Raw genomic sequence first — 22,135 nt, 5'->3', positions numbered from 1 at the left:
ATTTGGGGAGGCTATCAAATGAAAAAGGTATTTAACTTGTGTGTATCTCTAATGCTTTTACTTGCTATGCTCAGCGCTTGCTCCGATAAGACGGAGACATCGAGTTCAAACAATGCAGCAGGAGGAGGGGGAAAATCCCAAGAGAAGAAGGTTATTACGGTTCTTCAATTAAAGCGGGAAATCATCGACCAATTAAAAGAAATGGCCACGGAATATCAAAAAACACACCCAAACATCGAATTTCAGTTTTTAGGCGGGCAGGATGATTATAACACGGCTTTGAAGTCAGCCTTTGCATCTGGGAATGCTCCTGACGTATTTACCAATAATGGTGATGCTGACGCGGTATTGTGGAAAGACCGAATGGTTGATCTTTCCAATGAGCCCTGGGTGAAAGACATGGTAGAAATCGCTAAACCACCTATTACTGTTGATGGAAAAATTTATGGAATGCCTTACAATATAGAAGGTTTTGGCTACATTTACAATAAGGATTTATTTGAAAAAGCCGGTATTAAGGAAACTCCGAAAACGTTAAGCGAGCTTGAAGATGTAGCTAAAAAATTGAAAGCCGCAGGAATTACTGCTTTCGTTAATGCATGGCAGGAAAATTTCACCATGGGTAAACAAGGGTTTAATGCTGTGTTTGCCAGACAAGGTGATCCGAGAAAATGGATGGAAGATTTAAATAATGGAAAAGTAACTTTCAAAGGAAACGCCCAGACCGAAGATTACATGAAACTGCTTGATTTGAATAAAAAGTATGGCAATAAAGATGCGATGACAACTGATTACAACACTTCTATGGCAAAGTTTGTGGCCGGTGAGGGGGCCATTATTCAACAAGGTTCATGGACACAGCCAGTGCTGGATCAGATGGGGTCTAAATTAAACTTAGGGATGTTCCCGATTCCAATTAATGATGATGTAAAAGCCAACGAAGAAATGTTTGCATTTGCAGGAAACTATTGGTCTATCAATAAGGATTCAAAGGTTATTCCTGAAGTAAAAGAATGGTTAAATTGGCTGGTTACCGATCCGGAAGGTCAAAAGTTTATTGTGGAGAAGTTTAAGTTTATCCCTGCTTTCACCAATATTAAATTTACAAATGAACAGCTTGGTCCACTGGCTACGGCCCTTACTGCTTACACCGATAAAGGGTTAAGTGATGGACGTTATTACAATATGTTGCCGTCTGGTTATGAGAAAGAATTCGGTGCAATTTTCCAAGCCTATGTGGCGGATAAATTGACCAAAGAGCAGACCCTGGAAAAATTAGATGAAGCGATGAACACCTTAAGGAAACAATAAAAAAATGATTATGATTGGGAGACGGAACCACGTCTCCCTTTCTTTAAAGAAAATAATAGAGAGGAAGTGTTTTAAGATGCATTCACCTAAGCTGGCCATACAAACAAGAATGTGGGGCGTAGAACGGATCGAAACGGATTTTCCTCTCATCTTCAATGATGTTTTGGAGGCAGGATATTACGGTGTTGAATGCCGTTTTAATCTTGTTAATGATGAGGAAAAACTGAACACCTACCTGCAGCAAAATCCAAACCTAAAAATCGTTGCTTTACATATTCTTGCAGAATCCTTTCACCCCGACCGACCTGAGGAGGATTTAAATGCCTTACTTGATAGAATGAATCGTTTCGGTATTCAAAGGCTAATCGTTACATTATTAAAAAAAGATAGTTTGGAAGAATATTTAGAATGGATGGAAGCCATATCCGCTATGGCAAAAAGCTGTGCAAATAAAAAGATACAGCTCTTATACCACAACCATGATTGGGAATTTGACTACGGATATCAGCTGTTCGATGTGATAAACAAAGACCCTAATATGCAGCTAGCCGCAGATTTTGCATGGATTTTCCGTGCTAATTATAGTTTCAAAGAATTTATCGATCGGTATAGAGAAACGATTAAATATGTGCATGTGAAAGACACCGCAAACGGTCAATGGAAAGAACTTGGTAACGGTGACATGGATTTGGTCTCCCTTCTCGACGAATTAAAAAAGTTACATTTGGAATGGTGGACTGTTGAACAGGATGAAACCGATAAAGTGCCACTTGAGAGTGCCATTATAAGCAGGAAATTCCTTCAAAACCTGGGGATGTAGAATGCGGACCCTTAAAAAACTTTAACAATGCTAAAATAGCAATTTTTATTATGGGGGTAGAAACAATGAGTAAAAAGTATAGGGTTGCAGTTCTTGGTGCAGGGGACATGGCGAATCATCATGTCCAGGGATGGCAGCTAGCCGGGCATGAGGTAGTTTCGGTTACCGATGTGGATCTTGAAAGAGCAAATACTTTGGCTGAAAAAGCAGGTGTAAAGCAGGTATATTCAGATTTTAATCAATCTATTATCCAGCCTGATGTAGATATCGTTTCTATCGCATTACCATTAATTAATCATGGCCCAGCAGCCATTTTGGCCGCAAACCATGGCAAACATGTATTTTGTGAGAAGCCTTTAGCAAGCTCACTTGAAGAGGTTGAACGGATGCAAGCTGCTGTAGAAGAAGCCGGTGTTAAATTTGGGCTGGGCTTTCAACGTAATTTTGCCCATGGTGTGGAACTGACAAGGGACTGGGTAAAGAAGGGATTGTTTGGTTCTCCAATGGTGTTTAATTCGGATCTTCTCCAGGAAGTTCGCCCGAAGATCACCATGCATGATAAAAATGGCAACCAGGGTCCGGTTGTGGATACTTGCTGTCACTTTTTCCTGATGTGGCAAACCGTGTTTGGCTCGAAGCCTAAAAAAGTGTATGCAAGAGGCGGAATTTTAGGAAAGGACCGTCAGGAAATCGCCCATTTTGAGGAATTGGCAATAGATACCGCCATCATCACGATTGAATTTGAATCAGGAGATATCGGAACCATGACCATCTCCTGGGGACTGGCGAAACATACAAAGATGCGGGGAAGAGCAGATAGGCTTATTGGACCTAAAGGAGGAGCAGAGGGCTATTTTAACACGTGGGGAACTGACAGCGGAGCAGAAATTCATCTATTTATTGGTGATCAGGAAGAAACCGTTCCACTGGAAAACAGAGTACTTCACCAAGTGGAATTCGAAGCTTTTATAGAAGCTCTTGAAAATGACAAACCAGTCCCTTACGGATTTGAGCAGGGGAAAGAGATGCTAAAGCTGTCCTACGCCGTGCTGGAATCAATCGAAACTGGAAAAGTCATTTACGTATAAATCAAAGAGTACCAGGAAGGAAGGGATGTATGATGCGAGTCGGATTCTACCATTCTTGCTTTATGAATTGGGAACTCGAAAAAACGTTTAAATGGGCCAAGGAGAATGATTTCTACGGGATCGAACTTCACGGCGGCCCAAGGTATAAGCATATCAATTGGAAAGAGCTTGCGGATGGGAAAAATACATCAGAAATTTTGAGTCTGCAAGAAAAATATGAAATGCCCGTGATTGATATCATGTTTGGTGCGATTCCATTCTTGTCGCCGGATCCGGATAAAAGGCAGGAAGCTCTGGAGTATATCGATATGTTATTACGAGCGGCAAAAAACATTGGCGTGCCAGTTGTTTCTACGTTTACAGGACGGGATCCGATGAAGACAATCGAAGAAAATTTGGATACCTTTGAGCAAGTGTTTCCTGCGGTTGCCGAAAAAGCTGAAAAATACGGTGTAAAACTTGCCTTTGAAAATTGTCCGATGTATGAGTTTTGGCCGCCTGTATATAACATTGCTGTTTCCCCATTTCTATGGAACGAGTTATTTACCAGAGTGCCGTCTAGCGCACTAGGTTTAAATATCGATCCATCCCATTTAGTGTGGCAGAAAATTGATTATGTGCAGGCAGTACATGATTTTAAGGAACAAATAATACTCGCCCAAGCGAAAGATACCGAGGTTCTTCCAAACGTCCTTCGGAACGAAGGAATGCTGACAATGAAATGGTGGAGACACCGGATTCCGGGTCAAGGGGATGTAAATTGGAATAAATTCATTACAGCACTGCATGAAGCAGGATATGACCATGTTCTTAGTATTGAACATGAAGACCCGATTTGGGAGGGGACCGATGAAAAGGTTCAGAAGGGTCTGCTGCACGCAAAAAAACACTTGGAACAATTTATCTAAAGAAATAGGTGAATGTATATAAACATCACTCCCATAAAATATTTGGCCCGTTCACATATTTTATGGGTTCTTTCAATACATTTGCCATTAATGAATTATAGTTTGGCGCCGAAAGGGGTGTCGTGTATGAGTGGAATAGCAATTGGGCAGGCAGGAGGACCTACTGCCGTTATTAATTTGAGTGTAATAGGATTTTTAGAAAACCTTTCATCCAACAGACCTGTATATTCCGTAATGAACGGATATGAGGGGCTGGCTCACGATTATATTGTCCCCCTTCAAGGCGAGTTAATAAAACGCGTTCATCGAAGAAGGGATTTGCCGGGTGCTTGTCTCGGGGCAGGAAGATTCCCTATGGATGAAGAGAAAATAGAAATGTCCGTTAGAAATTTAGCAAAAAAGAACATTACTACTCTCGTTTTTATCGGGGGAAATGGAACAATGGCAGCACTGTATCACATTAGTGAAATGGCCCGGAAATTAAACATTCCCTTACAAGTCTTAGGAATACCCAAGACTGTAGATAATGACTTGGCTGAAACGGATCATGCCCCAGGTTTTGCGAGTTCAGCCAAATATGTTGCGTATGCAACTAGGGATATTAGTTACGATCTAGCAGCCATGTCTAATTTTGAACAAGTCAGGGTCATTGAAACGATGGGGCGAAATGCCGGCTGGCTGGCATTGGCTGCGGGTTATTTAAAAAGACAGGAACAGGAAGGTCCGCACCTGATATATGTTCCTGAGGTTTCTATCAAAAAAGATCGATTTCTCGTAGACGTAGGGAATGCAGTCAAAGAGTATGGTACTGCCACGGTAGTAGTCAGCGAGGGGACTGTATTTGAAGGGCAGGGCCAAGTACAACAGGCGGAGGTAAAGGGGCGAAGTGTTCTGGGGGGCGTCTCTTTTCAATTGAAAGAGATGGTGAATGAAAGTCTGGGATATTTTACTAGAGTTGAGATGCTTGGAATGAATCAGAGGAGTTCTTCATTAGCTGTATCTGCACAGGATCGACAGGAAGCTTATGAAATAGGGCAAATGGCTGCTGATTTTATAAGAGAAGGAAAAACCAATGTCATGGTTAGTATTAAAAGAAAACCTGGTCTTTTTTATCATTATGAATATTGTGCTGTGCCTCTCCATACGGTTGCTCATACGGGCGAAAGATTACTTCCTTATGAATACTTATATGAAACAAACAATTATTACGAGTGGCTCTCACCACTAATCAGTACGGACTATTCACAAGTAAATTCAATAGATGTAAAAAATGATTTTTTTAATTTTGGAGGAATACTATGACGTTTATTTCCGGAAAAGACATATTATCCCACGCCTATACGAATAAATACGCTGTTGGGGCATTTAGTGCTCACAATGCGGAAACGATTCAGGCCATTCTTTGGGCAGCTGAAGAGGAACAAGCACCGGTCATGATTATGATAGGGCAAAAGGTCATCCAGTACATGGGACTAGAGCATATGAAAAGGATGATTGACCTGTTCTCAAAAAATATCACCGTTCCCATTTCCGTTCACCTGGATCACAGCCGTGACTTTGCTCAAACGAAACAAGCCATTCAACTCGGGTTTCAGTCCGTCATGTTTGATGGGTCAGCTCGTTCTTTTGAGGAGAACGCAGCAATCACCTCAAAAGTGGTGAAGCTAGCACGCCCACTCGGAATCGGTACCGAAGGGGAAATTGGGAAAATTGGCGGTACAGAGGATGATATTACAGTAGCAGAAGAGGATGCGATGATCACTAGTACGGAAGAGGCATTGGCCTTTGTGGAAGCAACTGATGTGGATTACTTGGCTGTTTCAATCGGTACTGCACATGGCATTTATCAAAAACCACCAAAGTTGGCTTTGGAAAGACTGAAGGAAATTTCTGGTGCTGTAAATCGGCCGATTGTTCTTCATGGGGGGTCCGATGTACCTGATGAACAAATATCAGCTGCTATTTCACGTGGAGTTGCGAAAATCAATGTCGACACAGAATTACGCCAGGCATTTACCTATGGAATGCTAGAAATACTTAAGGATAATCCTCACGAATATCACCTCGCAAATTCGCTTGGAAACGGACGCGAATTCATGAAAGAAAAAGTAAAAGAAAAAATAAGACTATTCGGTAGTAGTCAAAAAGCCCAACCATTTTTTGAATTTGCCAGTATAGGAAGTGAATGACGATGTCAGATTTTACCAGGTTAAAAGAATTAAATCCGCACGTCCCTTTTTTTCATATAGAGGATCAAAAATTCAAAGGGTATGGAAAAATAATCGAGAATTATGATTTTAAAGATTTACACCCGTTTATGGAACAAACAGTAATTCCGGCTGAAGGAAATGTCTATGTGGCATCGGTTCCGGTGATGGAAAACACCAAATTGAAAGAAGCCATTCAATCGGCTTTTTATGGGGGCATGCCAATTGAAATTGGATACTGTAATGGTCCAAATTCTACATTAAATGGGCTTGAGTATCATAAAAGCAGCGAAATTAACATTGCGATTACGGATCTGGTACTTCTTTTGGGACGTGTACAGGATATCAATCAAAACCGCTATGATTCTAAAAATGTAGAAGCATTTTTTATTCCCAAAGGAACAGCGATAGAAATTTATGCAACTACCTTGCATTTTGGACCATGTAAAGTAAATCCGGATGGTTTCAAAGCGGTTGTTATTTTACCAACAGGAACGAACGACCCTTTAGAGGAAGAGGTCGTAAAACGGACTGAAGAGGATGAGCTGCTATTTATGAAAAATAAATGGCTACTTGTACATCCTGAAAGAGAAGTTTTAGTGAATCGTGGTGCTTATCCAGGAATTATCGGAGAAAATATCCAAATATTATATGATTCTTCATCAATATGAATTTAAGAAAACACATTTTGTTATCAAAAAGATAATGATGTATGCAGAGATGATAATTTAGTCAAAAAGGAGAACCGTTTAATGATAAATTCAGCAGTTTTATACCTGCCGATCGGCAGAAAAACATTTGATATGGAAGTCGCCGAACGGTATCGTGATCAAAGCCTGAAGTGGTTGGAAGAAAGCTGCCAAACTGTTCTTGCACCTAAACAGATCATTTCATCAATAGAAGAACTCGAGGAATTTTTAGAGCCCCTTAAAAGCATTGAAATTGATACCATTTTATATCAAAGTGTTACGTTTGCTGATGGGGAATTTATGGTGAAGGCATTAGAGTATTTTAAAGAACCAGTCATTGTATGGTCGGTTCGGGAACCTAGTGTTGGCGGCCGATTACGCCTCAATTCCTTAACTGGCGGCAATAGTACGTGTAATGTACTAAAAAACCATCAACATCCATTTTCGTTTGTATTCGGAAATCCAGATGAGGAAGAGCTTCAAAAAAGGCTGCGTCAACAATTTGATGTGATGCGCGTACTGAAAAAACTCCGAGAATTAAAAATTGGTGTAGTGGGGGACTATCCACCGGGATTCTTTTTCTCGGATGCCAACGAAGAAGAACTTCAAAGGGCACTTGGCGTTTCCCTTCATAAGATTGATCTTCAGGAAGCCTTTAAGAAATGCGTGGAACTTCCAGAGGAAGAGTGGGTTGGGGAAATTGACCGGGCTGCAAAGCAAGTGGTCGGCTTAAAGCGTGATGACGAAACCGTAAAGAAATTCGCCCAGTTCTCTACCTACATTAAAAAACATATTAAAAAGGAAGAGCTGAAATCTTTAGCGATGCGCTGCTGGCCGGACTTTTTCAATGAATTAGGCGCAGCACCATGTTCGACATTGTCGCAGTTCACAGAAGATGGCATGGTTACTTCATGTGAATCCGATATTCATGGGTCTATTTCAATGTTTGTGTTACGCGAACTAACAGGTGGCAATGCTCCTTACTTGGGAGATTTAGTTCATGTGAATGAAGATAAAAATTCGGTGGTATTTTGGCACTGCGGTGCTGGTGCCTATTCCCTTGCACATCCATCAACTGGAGCAACAGCAGGTGTACATCCCAATCGAAAAATAGGATTGGCCATGGACTTTGGCTTAAAACCAGGAGAAGTAACGATATTTAGAGTTAGTCATTATCCAGATGGATACCGGCTCCTTGTCATGAAAGGGTCTGCTCTTGATGTTGAGCAGCCATTCAGTGGAACATCGGTAGAAGTTGAATTATCAACAGAAGTCACATCAACCGTATATGAGCTTATGCATGAAGGCTTTGAGCCGCATTATGCATTGGTTTACGGTGATGTAACGAAGCAGCTAATTGAACTAGGCCGGATCCTCGGGCTAGAGACAAAAGTCTTTTTATAGAATGTTTTCCCAGAAGAAATAATTAGGTAAATGAAGTCATTCCCAACATAAAGGAGTGGAGAATAGATGTCGGTTGTTACTTTATCCAATCAATATGGACTTTATATAAATGGGCAGTTTGAAAAGACAGTAGACACTACGGCAGTTTTAAATAAATACAGCCAAGAGGTGGCAGCGCACATCTCCATTGCCAAAAAAGAGCATGTGGAAACGGCAGTGAAAGGAGCGAAGGCCGCGCTTAAACAACCGTTTCCACCTTACGAGCGTTATAAGGTGTTAATGAAAGCGTCACAGCTGTTATTAGAGCGTAAGGAACAATTGGCGAACATTCTGGCGATTGAGGTTGGTAAACCCATTCGGGAGTCCCGTGGTGAGGTTGAACGTGCAGCTCAAACTTTACAAATATCAGCTGAAGAAGCCAAGCGGATTCAAGGGGAAGGCGTTCCTGTAGAAGCGGCCCCCGGTTCTGAAAATCGGATCGCCTTCACGGTACGTGTACCTGTAGGTGTCATTGCCGCTATCACTCCGTTTAATGTACCTATTAATCTTGTTTGTCACAAAATAGGCCCTGCCATTGCTGCAGGAAATAGTGTGGTATTAAAACCAGCGGAAGTAACATCGATTTGTGCGTTATTGTTAGCAGAAATAATGGAGGAAGCCGGGCTTCCAAGCGGACGACTGCAAGTATTAACAGGTTCAGGTGCCAAAATTGGAGATTGGCTGCTTGAAAATAAAGACATTAATATGTTTACCTTCACAGGAAGTCCACGTGTGGGAGAAATCCTTCGCACAAAAGCCGGACTAAGGAAAGTAGCTTTAGAACTAGGTAATAATTCTGCGACAATAGTTCATAAAGATGCTGACTTAGAGCAGACAGCATCTCTGATTGTTCAAAAGGGCTTCAGCAATGCCGGTCAAGTTTGTATCTCTGTTCAGCGGGTATACGTTCACCAGGATGTTTATGAACGATTCTTAGCGCTATTAAAGGATCAAACAAGTTCCTTTGTCCTCGGAGATCCAATGGATGAAAAAACGGACATTGGTCCAATGATAAGCCTATTAGAGGCTGAGAGGGTAGAAGCCTGGGTCAACGAAGCTGTCGAACAAGGAGCCGTTATTGAGGTGGGGGGGAAACGCAACGGGGCCCTCTATGATCCTACTATTCTTACCAATGTAAATGATGACATGAAGGTTTGCCGGCAAGAAGTATTTGGGCCGGTTGTTTCTGTTGCCACATATAGAGAGGTCGATGAGGTCATTGCAAAAGTAAATGATTCTGAATACGGATTGCAAGCTGGTTTATTCACGAATGACCTTCAATTTGTGATGAAAGCAGCTCTGGAAATAGAAGTTGGTGGACTCATTGTCAATGATGCTTCTGCCTATCGTGTGGATCATATGCCATATGGCGGGGTAAAGAATAGTGGAAATGGGAAGGAAGGTCCAAAATACGCCATCGAAGAAATGACTGAGGAACGTATTATAGTATTTAACCTGTAAGGTCTCGAGGGGATTAATATGCCATTCACAAATCTAAGCAGAAAAGAAATAATAAAAAACCTCGTAACTGAGGAATACGATGTCCTAATAATTGGCGGCGGGATTACAGGGGCAGGTATTGCGCTTGATGCTGCAACAAGAGGTATGAAAACAGCACTAGTTGAAATGCAGGATTTTGCGTCCGGTACATCCAGCCGTTCTACAAAGCTTGTTCACGGAGGATTGAGATATTTAAAGCAGTTAGAAGTGAAAATGGTAGCCGAGGTAGGAAAAGAACGGGCAATTGTCTATGAAAATGGTCCCCATGTAACAAAACCGGAATGGATGCTTCTACCAATCTACCAGGGTGGTACTTTTGGTAAATTGAGTACTTCGATTGGTCTGCGGGTCTATGATTTTCTCGCTGGGGTTAAGAAGAGTGAAAGAAGACGTATGCTGAGTAAACGTGAATCTCTTGACCTTGAACCTCTAATAAAAAAGGAAGGTTTAAAGGGAGGAGGCTGCTATGTAGAGTACAGAACTGATGATGCCAGACTTACCATAGAAGTAATAAAAAAGGCAGTTGAAATTGGAGTTACTGCCATAAATTATGGTAAAGCAGAAGGATTTCTCTATGATAATGGCCAGGCAATGGGAATCGTTTTTACAGACCAGTTAGGCAATGAGACTTACACCGTAAGGGCCAAGAAGGTGGTTAACGCTGCAGGTCCTTGGGTAGATACCCTCCGGGAAAAAGACCATTCTAAAAAGGGGAAACAGATTAGGCTTTCAAAGGGAGTGCACATTGTAATTGATCAAGCAAGATTCCCGCTAAAGCAGGCGGTATATTTTGATACACAGGATGGAAGAATGGTATTCGCTATTCCCCGTAATCGGAAAACATATATAGGGACAACAGATACTTTTTATAACGGTGATATTGCAAATCCAAAAATGACAGCAAGCGATAGGAGCTATATTATCGATGCAATTAATTATATGTTTCCAAAGGTACAGATTAAACCAAATGACATTGAATCCAGCTGGGCGGGAGTAAGACCATTAATCTTTCAAGAAGGAAAGAATCCGTCTGAGATATCACGTAAAGATGAAATATGGGTTTCTGAGTCCGGTTTAATCACAATTGCCGGAGGAAAATTGACTGGATATCGAAAAATGGCAGAAACAGTAGTAGATTTACTTTCCGAAAAACTTACTGAAGAAACCGGCAGAAAGTTTACGGAATCTCACACTAGGAATATTCCCATATCTGGAGGCGAATTTGGTGGTTCAAAGAAATTTAGTGCTTTTATTAATGAACAGGTAAAAAAAGGACAGAGGGCTGGACTTTTAGTAGAAGAAGCAAGAGAAATTGCACTCAGCTATGGCTCAAATGCTTCTGTTTTATATGACATCGTTCAAAAGAAGGAACTGGTTTATAATAATAAGCTACCAGTAGTCTTATTAGCAAAACTTGATTATGCTATTCAATATGAAATGGTAGCTACACCGCTGGATTTCTTTTTAAGGCGGACTGGAGATTTATTGTTTAATATTAATGATGTTATTAAAAACAAAGATGCCGTAATTGAATATATGGCTAATCAAATGGGTTGGACAGATGAACAAAAGAAAATTTATTTTCGTGAACTAGATTATGAGTTGTACCATGCAAGAGTTCCAGTTGATTAAGTTACGATTGAGGGAGCTAAGGCCAAAGATTTAGCGACCGCAGGCAAACTCATCGTAGAAAAAATTAAAGATATTGGTCTCTATGGCATGAGTCGGGATTGAACCGAATTCATGACTTTTAAAAATTGATTTCTCCACTACTTATTTAACCCTCTATACTTTGACGTGGTTAATTCCTGAATATATTCTTCAAGCTATTACAATGGAGGACTATAGACACCCACTAACGATTCCCCCTTTATAACTCGCTAAAGGCTACAGTCCAGAAAGCATTTCGGCCGGAAAGAGGATTGGAATTGACAATTCGGGTGAAGCCCTGGACTATCCATGGCGATTCTGGGTCACTAATAATAAATATGTTTCTAGGCATCAAAAGTCTGAATATGTATTTTCCTGAAATAGCTTGAGTGGGAAAATAACTCTTCATAGAATAAGATAAAACACACTGATCGAAAAGTCAGTGTGTTTTCCTTTTAACTTCTTTATGTGAACGGGTCTTAATATTTCCCGTTTAGTTGATGCTATCATTTACGATATATGTAGGCTGGAGAGTTGAAATATTAAAGTATCACACTTGTTTATACTTTTTCTAATTTTAAAAGAAAAAGTAGTTGACGTTGAAAATAAATTTATGATATTATGAAAATTTGATAAAAAATAATATATGTGTTAACCTTAAGAAAGTTACAATATTTGGAGGTGGATTATTTGTTTCATATTGGCGATAACATTGTTTATCCAATGCACGGAGCAGGTATAATTAAAGCCATAGAAGAAAAGGAAATCTCAGGGGTAAAACAACAGTATTATGTCATAAAAATGTTAATCAGTAATATGCAAGTTTTGATTCCTACGGGTAAAATATTGAGTTCAAGTATACGTCCAGTTACTGACATAATTGCATTAAAACACATCATACACATTTTTCAGCATGGAGAATCAGATAATTTACTGCCGTGGAAACAAAGGTATAAAGTGAACACCGACAAAGTAAAAACGGGTAAAATACAAGAAGGTGCTGAAGTTGTACGTGATTTAATGCGTATGAAGAAAGAAAAAGCACTTAATTCAAGCGAAAAAATAATGTTGGATAACGCACATGGATTTTTGATGAGTGAACTGCGATTAATTAAAGGGATCACTGAAAATCAAATAAAAAGTTTCTATTAAGGAATAGATAATGTATTACATCTTCCAAAATAATTAAAAGTAAATCATTTCAAAGACATTCAGCTTCTTCAACTCACTTTTAGAGCATTAACCTCTTATGTCATTTCTACAATCTAATCCATTTTATTATTTAAAATTCTTATACGAACGTTTGAAGTTTCATCAAATAACTCAATAAAATAGTCACTTGATTTTTGCATTCCTGATCCACACTGGCACGGACAAGGAGCCGTAAGGATGAAAGAGAGGTAGGGCTTTCATTGTTTTAGGTATACAATATATGTTCGGTTTCACCTGTTCTTCAAAAAATTGAAGATTTATTGATAAAAAATTAATATTATCCACTTTTTCTTTTTGAAAAGGTGGATTTTTTATGCCTATTAATTTGAAAACTAATAGAAAGTGTGAAACAAATAGGTCAAGAAACAACTTCCAATAAATACATATTTTTATTTCCCTTTTACATGGGTATAACATTATGGAAATAGATAACTGGTTGATTATCAGTAATTTTTAGGGAGGTAAAAAAATGCAATGGAAAGGAAGACGGCAAAGCTCAAACGTTGAGGATCGTAGAGGTATGGGCATGGGGGGAAAGACGGTAATTGGAGGCGGAATCGGTAGTATCATAATTGTTCTCCTCTTTACGCTACTCGGCGGTAATCCAGGAGATTTAATCAACAACAGCACATCTAATCTTGGTTCAGATACAAGTGCTCCTTATCAGGAATCAACTCAAGAGAAGGAACTGGCGAACTTTGTTTCTGTAGTCCTTGCTGATACAGAGGATGTATGGGCAGAAAAATTCAAGGAACAAGGTCTAACATATGAAAATCCAAAGCTCGTTTTGTACAGGGACAGTGTTCAGTCGGCCTGTGGAACTGCTAGTTCTGCTGTTGGACCGTTTTATTGTCCAGGTGACCATAAGCTTTACATTGACCTAAGTTTTTATCAGGAACTGAAACAAAGATTCCAGGCCCCTGGTGACTTTGCGATGGCGTACGTTATTGCACATGAGGTTGGCCACCACGTCCAGACTCTCTTGAATATGGGAGACAACGCTTCTGCAAGCCAAAAACGTTCCAATGAATACTCCGTCCGGTTTGAATTGCAGGCAGATTACTTGGCGGGCGTTTGGGCACACGACGCCAAAGGAAAGGGCTACCTTGAAAAAGGAGACCTTGATGAGGCACTGAATGCAGCAAACGCAGTCGGTGATGATAATATTCAGAAAAAAGCACAGGGCTATGTGGTTCCTGAAAGCTTTACACATGGAACGTCTGAACAAAGAAAGCGATGGTTTAAGAAAGGATTTGAAAATGGCACCATTGAGGGTGGAGATACCTTTAAACAGGCAAATCTCTAATGGTGAATAAACCGTATTTTAAGAAGTTGCCAAAACTATTGGCAGCTTCTTTTTTACATGTGTCTGGCTTTTCATCGGCAACATTACATATTTATTTGTCAGAAAACTCGAATGTCAGGACATCTCTTTTAATAAAGTAAAAGTAAACGGGCATAAAAAGGCTTTTTAGCGAAAAACATCCTGCAAGTTTCATATTGCGGAAAGTAGAGGATTAATTGCTTTATTAAAAGGGAGGGGTTTAATGCTGCATATTGTAGCCTGTATCAAGCAAGTGCCTGACACCAAAATTATTAAGATGAATCCAAAAACAAATACGATGGACCGTAGGACTGCGCCTGCGATATTGAATCCGTATGATGCTCATGCTGTTGAAGAGGCTGTCCGTTTAAAGCAAAGATATGGGGGGATCGTATCTGTTGTCACGATGGGCCCGCCTCCAGCTGTTACCGCGATTAAGAAGTGTATTGAAATCGGTGCCGATGAGGGTTATTTAATCACCGACCGCCGGTTTGCGGGTGCTGATACATTGGCAACGAGCTATGCCGTTACAAAGGCGATTGAAAAAATAGCAAAACAAAAGCCCGTAGATTTAATCATTTGCGGAAAAATGTCCATCGATGGCGATACCGGTCAAGTCGGACCCGGAATCGCAAGAAGGCTTGATATTCCACCGCTGACTTCTGTTAATAAAGTCGTAGAAATTAATCAAGAAGAGGGATATGCCATTGTTCATCGTAAGTTGGAGGATGGATATGAGGTCGTCCGGTCCGCCTTGCCGTGTTTGTTTTCTGTTGAAAAAACAATTAATGACGTGCCGTACTCTCCGTTTCCTAACATGATAAAAGCTGCCAGATATAAACCTCATATCTGGTCTGTGGATGACCTGGAAGGTGTAGATATCAAGCAGCTTGGATTGAAGGGGTCCCCAACGATTGTATCTAAAGTTTGGGCTCCGCAAAAACCGGCAGGGGGAACGTTCCTCGAAGGCAACCCGACCTCACAAGTAGAGCAATTGCTCTCTGTCCTGCTTGAAAAGAAAGAACTGTTCGAAACAAAGGAGGGCATGTAATTGGATTTCAAAGATTACAAAGGTGTTTGGGTATTCATTGAACAAAAGGATGGGGCGGTTGCTTCTGTATCTCTTGAACTGTTAGGTGCGGGTAGAAAGTTAGCAGACAAACGGGGAGTGGAATTGGCAGGCATTCTAATCGGAGAAAATGTTAAATCTTTAACAAAGACCGTATTTGAATATGGAGCAGATACCGTGTATGTATACGATCAACCCATCTTCAAGCATTATCGAACTGAAACCTATATGAAGGCGTTGTTGGAGTGCAGTGATAAACATAAACCAGAAATTATCCTTTACGGGGCCACTTCAACGGGCAAAGACCTAGCAAGCGCAGTAGCGACTGATCTGCCAACAGGTTTGACGGCCGATACGACTGAGCTGGATGTCGAAGAGGAAACAGGGTTACTACTGGCGAGCAGACCAGCGTTTGGCGGAAATATTATGGCGACCATCCTTTGTAAAAAATATCGCCCACAAATGGCGACAGTACGTGCCAAAGTCATGAAGGCACTGGAACCGGAGCCAGGGAGAACCGGCAAAATTGTTGAAGAAACAATATCCCTAAAGGAAGATGATATTCGGACAAAAGTCTTGGAAATTGTAAAAGAAACGGTAAAGAAAGTAAGAATCGACGAAGCAGACATTATTGTTGCAGGTGGAAAAGGATTGGGGAGTTACGAGGGTTTTCAGCTAATTCACCAATTGGCGGAAACACTTGGAGGAGCGGTTGGTGCCAGCAGGGATGTGGTGGAAGCGGGTTGGATTGATCACGCACATCAAGTAGGGCAAACCGGTGTGACGGTAACGCCAAAAATATATTTTGCGATAGGAATTTCCGGTGCCATTCAACATATTGTGGGAATGAAAAATTCCGGTTTAATTATTGCCATTAATAAGGACAAAGAGGCCCCTATTTTTCAAAACTGTCATTATGGAATTGTTGGCGATGCCTTTGAGATCGTTCCTATATTAATCGAACAGTTTAAACAAGCTCTTTCTAAGGATAAGGTAATGAAATGAGTTATGTTTTCGATTCGAGGATTTTTATTTTTTAGGCAGTTTACTTAAACATTGTTGAGATGGTATAAAAGCGGAGGTTTATTCATTTAGAATCTGCGCTACACTGCGAAAAAGATGGCAAATTGGATTGCCCCTTTAGAAGAGTAAACAATAAGAGGAGTTTTTCCGGTTATTTGCAAAATCCAGCTAATTTCGGAATAGATAAGAGGAGTTTTTCCGCTTATTCAAAGAAAAGTGCCCCATTTTAGCGTTTAAAAATCAAATAAGCGGAATATCTCCGTCTATTTGAGCTAATTTACATCCAGTATTCCAAATAAGCGGAATTCCTCCGTCTATTTATTAGAACGAACCTTAAAAAAGGTAGCCAAAAGCAACAATGACTTAGAAAAGAGCCATTATTTAAGAGCTGCTCCTACTGCTGGGCGGCTTTTTTGTGTGTTCGGAAAAAATGGATAATTTTATGAAACTATACATTCAACTTTCCCGTCTATTCATCTGGTGCTATTCGACTGTAAATTGTTATTTAGCAGTTTGATTAATCTAGTTGGAAAACATTTCTAGGTCTCTGGTCTTAGATTATTTTACAACAACCGCCCGAGGCTGGAAGTTGGTGGAAAACCTATAATGAAAAAAGAGATCAAATGAAAAGCGAATGGAAAAAACGAATACCGGAGGGGAAAGAAGTTATGCAGTCGTGGATTAAATTTTCTTTAAAGAACGCAGGGGTTATTTTTATCGCCATGTTAATGGTGATTGCAGGCGGTATCTATTCCGTCAAAACGATGAAGATGGAGTCGATGCCGAATGTCGACATTCCGTATATCATCGTACAGGTTCCATATGTAGGAGCTACCCCGGAACAAGGGTTAGAGGATATAGGGAAGCCATTGGAAACGACCTTGTCGGGAATCAAGAAACTGGATAATCTCTATATTGAGGCACACAGCAATGTAGTTGTTGGAATTCTTGAGTTTGAGATGAGCAAGGACATGGATGAAGCCGAAAAGGATGTGACCACAGCAGTCGCTTCAATCAAGTTGCCGGAGGGTGCCGAGAAACCACAAATTCTAAAGGACGGTCCTTCTGCTGCACCAGTATTTGAGTTTGCTCTTTCTTCAGAAACAGCCAATCAATCCGATTTAACTCAGTATATTAATGAACACATCAAGCCAGCTCTAAGCGGAATCGATGGTGCAGGTGCAATTGAGGTTTCTGGTGAGACAGAAAAGCAAGTAGCAATCAAACTTGATCCGGAAAAGATGAACAGTTACGGGATTACATATGAGACCGTCAAACAAACATTTTTAGCTCATCATTTTTCATTTCCTGCTGGTCAAATGAATGTAGAGGATAAAACATTAAATGTTCAAGCTGATTTCAAGCTTGGTTCAGTAAAGGATGTAGAGGATTTTCAAATTTTGGCCCAAGGGTCGAGTGGTATCCAAAAGGTCAGTTTGTCAGAGATCGCCGACGTTTCCTACAGCAATAAAAAGGAAACCGTTTATACCCGCTTAAACGAAAAGCCGGCTGTTTTAGTCGAAATGAAGGCGCAAGCAGGCTCCAATACGGTTGAAGTAGTGGGGCAGGCAAAAGAAAAGCTGGATGCGTTAGATCTTCCTGCTGGCTATAAATTAACCAAACTATTTGATACCTCAAAAGAAGTCAAAACATCTGTTAATGGAATGTTGCGTGAGGTATTGCTTGGTACTTTGTTTGCAGTGATTGTCACGTTCTTATTTTTACGAAATATAAGAGCAACGATTGTTGCGGTCTTATCAATCCCATTATCGATTTTGGCTTCAATGGTCACAATGAAATATTTGGACTATAGCTTAAACATGATGACCCTGGCTGGAATAGCGGTTGCTGTCGGGCGGGTAATTGACGACTCGATTGTGGTCATTGAAAATGTATACCGTCGAACCTTAACGAGCACAAGACGCGATGAGCGAATGGTGTTAACGGCAGCCAAAGAGGTGGGAGGAGCCATTACTTCCTCCACTCTGACAACTATTGCCGTATTTGGTCCACTTTCCTTTGTTCCAGGAATTATTGGCCGCTTCTTTGCACCGTTTGGCATCACTGTTATCGTGGCGCTCGCGTTTTCACTGATTGTTTCACTAACGGTTGTACCGTTGTTGGCAAAATTATTCTTATTGAAGATTAAGCATAAAGAAGTGAAAGAAAGTTGGTTTGAAAAAGCGTATAAGCATACTTTGACATGGGTCTTAAATAAACGAGCGATCACGATTGTCATTGCAGTGGTAATGTTTGCCGGATCGCTCGCACTGGTTCCCATGATTCCAAAGAACTTTTTACCACAGGAAAAAGCTGTTTCTTACCGGTTAACTGGGGATTTACCAGCTGGAACCTCACTAGTAAAAGCGAACGAACTCGCTGTCAAGGTTGAAGAAGTGCTAGCTCAAGAAAAACAAATTAAAAATGTGCGAACAATTGTGAATGGGGAACATATTCGTTTTTCCATAGATTTAAAGGATGATATCACGAAGGAACAGACCAATGATTTTGAAAAAAAGGTAAGAACAGAAGTAGAGAAATTGGATAATCAAATGAAAGTCGCCCTCGCTCCTGTGGGGATCGTTGGAACAAGCGGTTTAGCGTTAATGGTCGAGGGAGCGAATGCTAAAGATTTAGAGACTGCCGGTAAACTGATTGTAGATAAAATTAAAGATATTGATGGTTTGGAAAATGTCGAATCGAACCTCTCTGGCGTGAAGGAACAGCTTCAATTGAAAATCGATGATCAAAAATCTGCAGAAAAAGGGTTAAGTCCCATTATGGTTGCAGGCTTCGTTAGACAGTTGATTTCAGGCGATCATGTGGGCGATATGCAAGTAGATGGGAAAACAACCAGTGTTAATTTGTTATTGGCGGGAGACCCAGCCCATTCTATTCATGATATTTTGAGCCAAACGATTATGAATCCAATGGGGGTTCCAGTCACTTTATCAGAGGTAGCGACTCTTACGAAGCAACCAAGTCCTTCCGCATTGTACCGACTAAATCAGCAGCAATATGTGCAGGTTTCGGGCAGGATCACAACGGATAATACTTCTGGTGTGCAAGCAGAGGTCGATAAGCGTCTGAAAGAGTTAGACTTACCAAAGGGAATTACCTATCATTCTGAAGGCCAAGCGCAAGCAATGAATGAAGGATTTACAAATATGACGATTGCGATGGCTGTAGCTGTTGTGTTGGTGTTCATTGTCATGCTTGTCGCATTTGGAAATATGTTAATGCCATTGTCGATCTTGTCTTCTCTGCCATTCTTGTTCTCTGGTGGATTGTTGGGCTTATATCTGACGAATCAAGCACTCGGCATGCCAGCATTGGTTGGCTTCCTCATGTTAATCGGAATTGTGGTTACAAATGCAATTGTGCTAATGGAACGGGTGAAGCAGAATGAGAAGAAGGGCATGGAAATCAAAGCAGCTTTGCTTGAAGCTGGTAAGACACGTCTTCGTCCAATCTTGATGACCGCGCTAGCGACAATTGGTGCGCTTTTACCTTTAGCTTTGTCCAGTGAAGGTGGATTGATTTCTAGGTCTTTAGCAATTGTCGTTATTTCGGGACTGTTGACTTCAACATTGTTAACCTTGGTGATTGTACCTACAACGTATCATATTTTAAGTTCGATTAAGGCGAGATTTAGCAGAAGAAATGAAGTTACAGTGACAAGCGCTGCAAGAGGTGTTTCCAAGATGACGGGGCTCTTGAAATGATGAATTAAAGTAGGGGGAGAAGTGTTTAAAAGCACTTCTCTTTTTTTAGAAAAGAATAAATAGAATTTGTAGGTTTAAATGCCCGTGGAAAGAGAAAAAGTGAGCGACAGGTAAATAGAAGAAGATTCTAATGCCCGTGGTCAGGTAAAAGTAAGTGACTGGTAAATAGAAAAAGTTTCTAATGCCCGTGGAAAGAGAGAAAGTGGGCGACCGGTAAATAGAAGAAGATTCTAATGCCCGTGGACAGAGAAAAAGTGCCCGACTGGTAAATAGAAAAAGTTTCTAATGCCCGTGGAAAGAGAAAAAGTGAGCGACCGGTAAATAGAAGAAGATTCTAATGCCCGTGGTAAGGGAAAAAGTGAGCGACCGGTAAATAGAAGAAGATTCTAATGCCCGTGGAAAGAGAAAAAGTGAGCGACAGGTAAATAGAAGAAGTTTATAATGCTTGTGGCGAAGGTGCCTGGCTACTTAAGGCTAAGGACTTTTGTATGCTTAAGTACGAATAGATTTATGTCAAAACTTCACCCTTTAACCCTTAATGTGAATTGATAAGCGGTTATTTGAAACTGATAGATTTACATTTGATCCCCTAAAAGAGAGGGGATTTTTTTTGTTTCTTCAATAATATAATAATAGTTAATATAATATGGTTAAGTTTAAACAAAAAGGGTGTAATTGTATGCTTAAAGAAGTTTGTGTAGAGAATTTCACATGGGTTCCTATGGCTATTGCGCGTGGGGGAAATCGTATTGAGCTTTGTGACAACCTATCTGTAGGGGGCACCACCGTAAGTCACGGGGTAGCTGAAAAAACCATTACATATTGTCACCTTCACAATACGAAAGTAATGACCTTAATTAGGCCCAGAGGTGGAAACTTTATCTATTCTAAAGAAGAAATCGATATTATGCAAAATGACTTTCTACATTTCAAAGAGTTAGGGACAGACGGAGTGGTAATTGGCTGTTTGAATCGTTCTGGCTGGATAGATGAAGCGCCCATGCTCCATTTGCTGGAATCTGCGAAAGGGCTTGATGTCACCTTTCATATGGCATTTGATCATATAAACCCCGAATATCAACTTGAAGCTATTGATTGGCTTGCTGAGCATGGAGTGAATCGAATTTTAACTCATGGAGGACCAAGTTCTAGTTCGATTGAAGACAATCTAAGTCGGTTGAAGGAATATGTAGAATATGCGAAAGACAAAATCATCATTATGCCCGGTGGAGGAATTACAGACAGAAACCTAAATTTTATCACTAGTAAGCTTAAAATAAGTGAAGTACATGGGACAAAAATAGTGGGTCAGCTTGATTTGTTTTATACATGAAAAATTGGGCACGTATGATTAGAACACCTCTTTGGCATGAGTTCGAGACTTAATCGAATACATGCCTTTTAAAAATTGATTTCTCCACTACTTATTTAAACCTCGATATTTTGCCGTGGTTAATTCCTGAATATATTCTGCAAGCTCAGGCATTGCCGCTTCTCTCGCTAATTGGATTGATAATTCTATATCATATGGAACACGAACAAGCTGTATCGAAAACACACCTTTTTCAGTTTGGTTATATTCACCCTCAAGAATGGCATAGGAGGCTTGAGTGAGATCAAGAGGATTACCAACGCTGCCGACATTGCATAAAGTTTTACCTTTTATATTTTGCTGATAAGCATTATGAATATCTCCATAACAAACGACATCCGGCTCCCTTTTTCCCTCTATATTTTCTGTGCATGCAGTGTTTTCGAACATACTTAAGCGTCGTTCGAGTGAATCCCATGGCTGTATTCTTTCATACACACTTCTTGGTGAAGCATGAAACATTCTGACTAGTTTTCCACTCATCATAAACTCGACGGAAAAGGGGAGGTCTTTTAAATAATCCATTTGGTGTTTTGTTAATTGGTTTTGATGCCACTTAATTGTGTCCGCTTCTTGGGGTTTAGGAAAAAAATCATCCCAATTTCCTCTAATCACACGTTCACAATGCTTTTGAATTATTTGTATTGCCATACTAGATTGTGGGCCTTTGCCTACTAAATCACCTAGGCAAATAATTCTCTTAATGTTTCTAGAATCTATATCACTTAGCACAGATTCTAGTGCAGGGATATTTCCATGAATGTCAGAAATGACAGCGATTTTTTCCATATTTC

Annotated in this window: 17 protein-coding genes and 1 pseudogene; 17 read left to right on the top strand and 1 reads right to left on the bottom strand. The window is 40.4% G+C overall.

Going from position 1 to position 22,135, the window contains the following annotated elements; all coding sequences use genetic code 11:
• Window positions 1–18: 18 nt before the first annotated feature.
• The 17 genes and pseudogenes from ABES03_RS15395 to ABES03_RS15315 all read left to right on the top strand — a co-directional run bounded on the left by ABES03_RS15395 (window position 19) and on the right by ABES03_RS15315 (window position 21,302).
• Window positions 19–1,311 (top strand): ABC transporter substrate-binding protein, encoded by a 1,293-nt coding sequence (locus ABES03_RS15395; RefSeq protein WP_430118219.1) that lies wholly within the window; start codon window positions 19–21, stop codon window positions 1,309–1,311.
• Between the two features lie 76 nt (window positions 1,312–1,387).
• Window positions 1,388–2,131, top strand: a complete 744-nt coding sequence (locus tag ABES03_RS15390; protein ID WP_430118217.1) for a sugar phosphate isomerase/epimerase family protein — start codon at window positions 1,388–1,390, stop codon at window positions 2,129–2,131.
• Window positions 2,132–2,196: 65 nt separating this feature from the next.
• Complete coding sequence (locus tag ABES03_RS15385; protein ID WP_430118215.1) at window positions 2,197–3,219, top strand: Gfo/Idh/MocA family protein; 1,023 nt, start codon at window positions 2,197–2,199, stop codon at window positions 3,217–3,219.
• Window positions 3,220–3,248: 29 nt separating this feature from the next.
• Entirely contained in the window at window positions 3,249–4,127 is an 879-nt protein-coding gene (locus ABES03_RS15380; RefSeq protein WP_430118213.1) for a sugar phosphate isomerase/epimerase family protein, read from the top strand.
• 126 nt (window positions 4,128–4,253) lie between these two features.
• A complete protein-coding gene (locus ABES03_RS15375; protein WP_430118211.1) occupies window positions 4,254–5,429 on the top strand; it encodes a diphosphate--fructose-6-phosphate 1-phosphotransferase in 1,176 nt (391 codons plus the stop codon).
• Window positions 5,426–6,316 carry a class II fructose-bisphosphate aldolase gene (locus ABES03_RS15370; RefSeq protein WP_430118209.1) on the top strand — a complete coding sequence of 297 codons (891 nt, stop codon included), beginning with the start codon at window positions 5,426–5,428 and terminating at the stop codon, window positions 6,314–6,316. The genes ABES03_RS15375 and ABES03_RS15370 overlap by 4 nt, the downstream gene beginning before the upstream one ends.
• 2 nt (window positions 6,317–6,318) lie before the next feature.
• Window positions 6,319–7,005 carry a DUF4867 family protein gene (locus ABES03_RS15365; protein WP_430118207.1) on the top strand — a complete coding sequence of 229 codons (687 nt, stop codon included), beginning with the start codon at window positions 6,319–6,321 and terminating at the stop codon, window positions 7,003–7,005.
• 81 nt (window positions 7,006–7,086) lie between these two features.
• Window positions 7,087–8,427 (top strand): sulfoquinovose isomerase, encoded by a 1,341-nt coding sequence (gene sftI, locus ABES03_RS15360; protein WP_430118205.1) that lies wholly within the window; start codon window positions 7,087–7,089, stop codon window positions 8,425–8,427.
• A 66-nt stretch (window positions 8,428–8,493) separates the two neighbouring features.
• Window positions 8,494–9,927 (top strand): aldehyde dehydrogenase family protein, encoded by a 1,434-nt coding sequence (locus ABES03_RS15355; RefSeq protein ID WP_430118203.1) that lies wholly within the window; start codon window positions 8,494–8,496, stop codon window positions 9,925–9,927.
• Window positions 9,928–9,945: 18 nt separating this feature from the next.
• Window positions 9,946–11,598, top strand: a complete 1,653-nt coding sequence (locus ABES03_RS15350; protein ID WP_430118201.1) for a glycerol-3-phosphate dehydrogenase/oxidase — start codon at window positions 9,946–9,948, stop codon at window positions 11,596–11,598.
• A gap of 196 nt (window positions 11,599–11,794) precedes the next feature.
• Window positions 11,795–11,995 (top strand): annotated as a pseudogene (locus tag ABES03_RS15345) (DNA-3-methyladenine glycosylase); the annotation flags it as partial.
• 296 nt (window positions 11,996–12,291) lie between these two features.
• The gene (locus ABES03_RS15340) at window positions 12,292–12,768 is read left to right on the top strand and encodes a CarD family transcriptional regulator (RefSeq protein WP_430118199.1); all 477 of its coding nucleotides are present in this window, start codon (window positions 12,292–12,294) and stop codon (window positions 12,766–12,768) included.
• Window positions 12,769–13,297: 529 nt separating this feature from the next.
• Entirely contained in the window at window positions 13,298–14,134 is an 837-nt protein-coding gene (gene ypfJ / locus ABES03_RS15335) for a KPN_02809 family neutral zinc metallopeptidase (protein WP_430118197.1), read from the top strand.
• Between the two features lie 241 nt (window positions 14,135–14,375).
• Window positions 14,376–15,203: an electron transfer flavoprotein subunit beta/FixA family protein gene (locus ABES03_RS15330; RefSeq protein ID WP_430118195.1), complete on the top strand. Its 828-nt coding sequence runs from the start codon at window positions 14,376–14,378 to the stop codon at window positions 15,201–15,203.
• Window positions 15,204–16,226 (top strand): electron transfer flavoprotein subunit alpha/FixB family protein, encoded by a 1,023-nt coding sequence (locus ABES03_RS15325; protein ID WP_430118193.1) that lies wholly within the window; start codon window positions 15,204–15,206, stop codon window positions 16,224–16,226.
• Window positions 16,227–16,912: 686 nt separating this feature from the next.
• Complete coding sequence (locus ABES03_RS15320) at window positions 16,913–19,969, top strand: efflux RND transporter permease subunit (protein ID WP_430118191.1); 3,057 nt, start codon at window positions 16,913–16,915, stop codon at window positions 19,967–19,969.
• 679 nt (window positions 19,970–20,648) lie between these two features.
• Window positions 20,649–21,302 (top strand): copper homeostasis protein CutC, encoded by a 654-nt coding sequence (locus ABES03_RS15315; protein ID WP_430118189.1) that lies wholly within the window; start codon window positions 20,649–20,651, stop codon window positions 21,300–21,302.
• Between the two features lie 87 nt (window positions 21,303–21,389).
• On the opposite strand, the gene ABES03_RS15310 is transcribed toward ABES03_RS15315, so the two are convergent.
• Window positions 21,390–22,130 (bottom strand): metallophosphoesterase family protein, encoded by a 741-nt coding sequence (locus ABES03_RS15310; RefSeq protein WP_430118187.1) that lies wholly within the window; start codon window positions 22,128–22,130, stop codon window positions 21,390–21,392.
• Window positions 22,131–22,135: the final 5 nt, after the last annotated feature.

The sequence above is a fragment of the Neobacillus rhizosphaerae genome (genome assembly GCF_050477885.1).
GTDB classification, from domain to species: Bacteria; Bacillota; Bacilli; order Bacillales; family Cytobacillaceae; genus Neobacillus; species Neobacillus rhizosphaerae_A.
The sequence above is the reverse complement of the archived record's forward strand: the minus strand, read 5'-3'. Positions and strand labels throughout refer to the sequence as shown.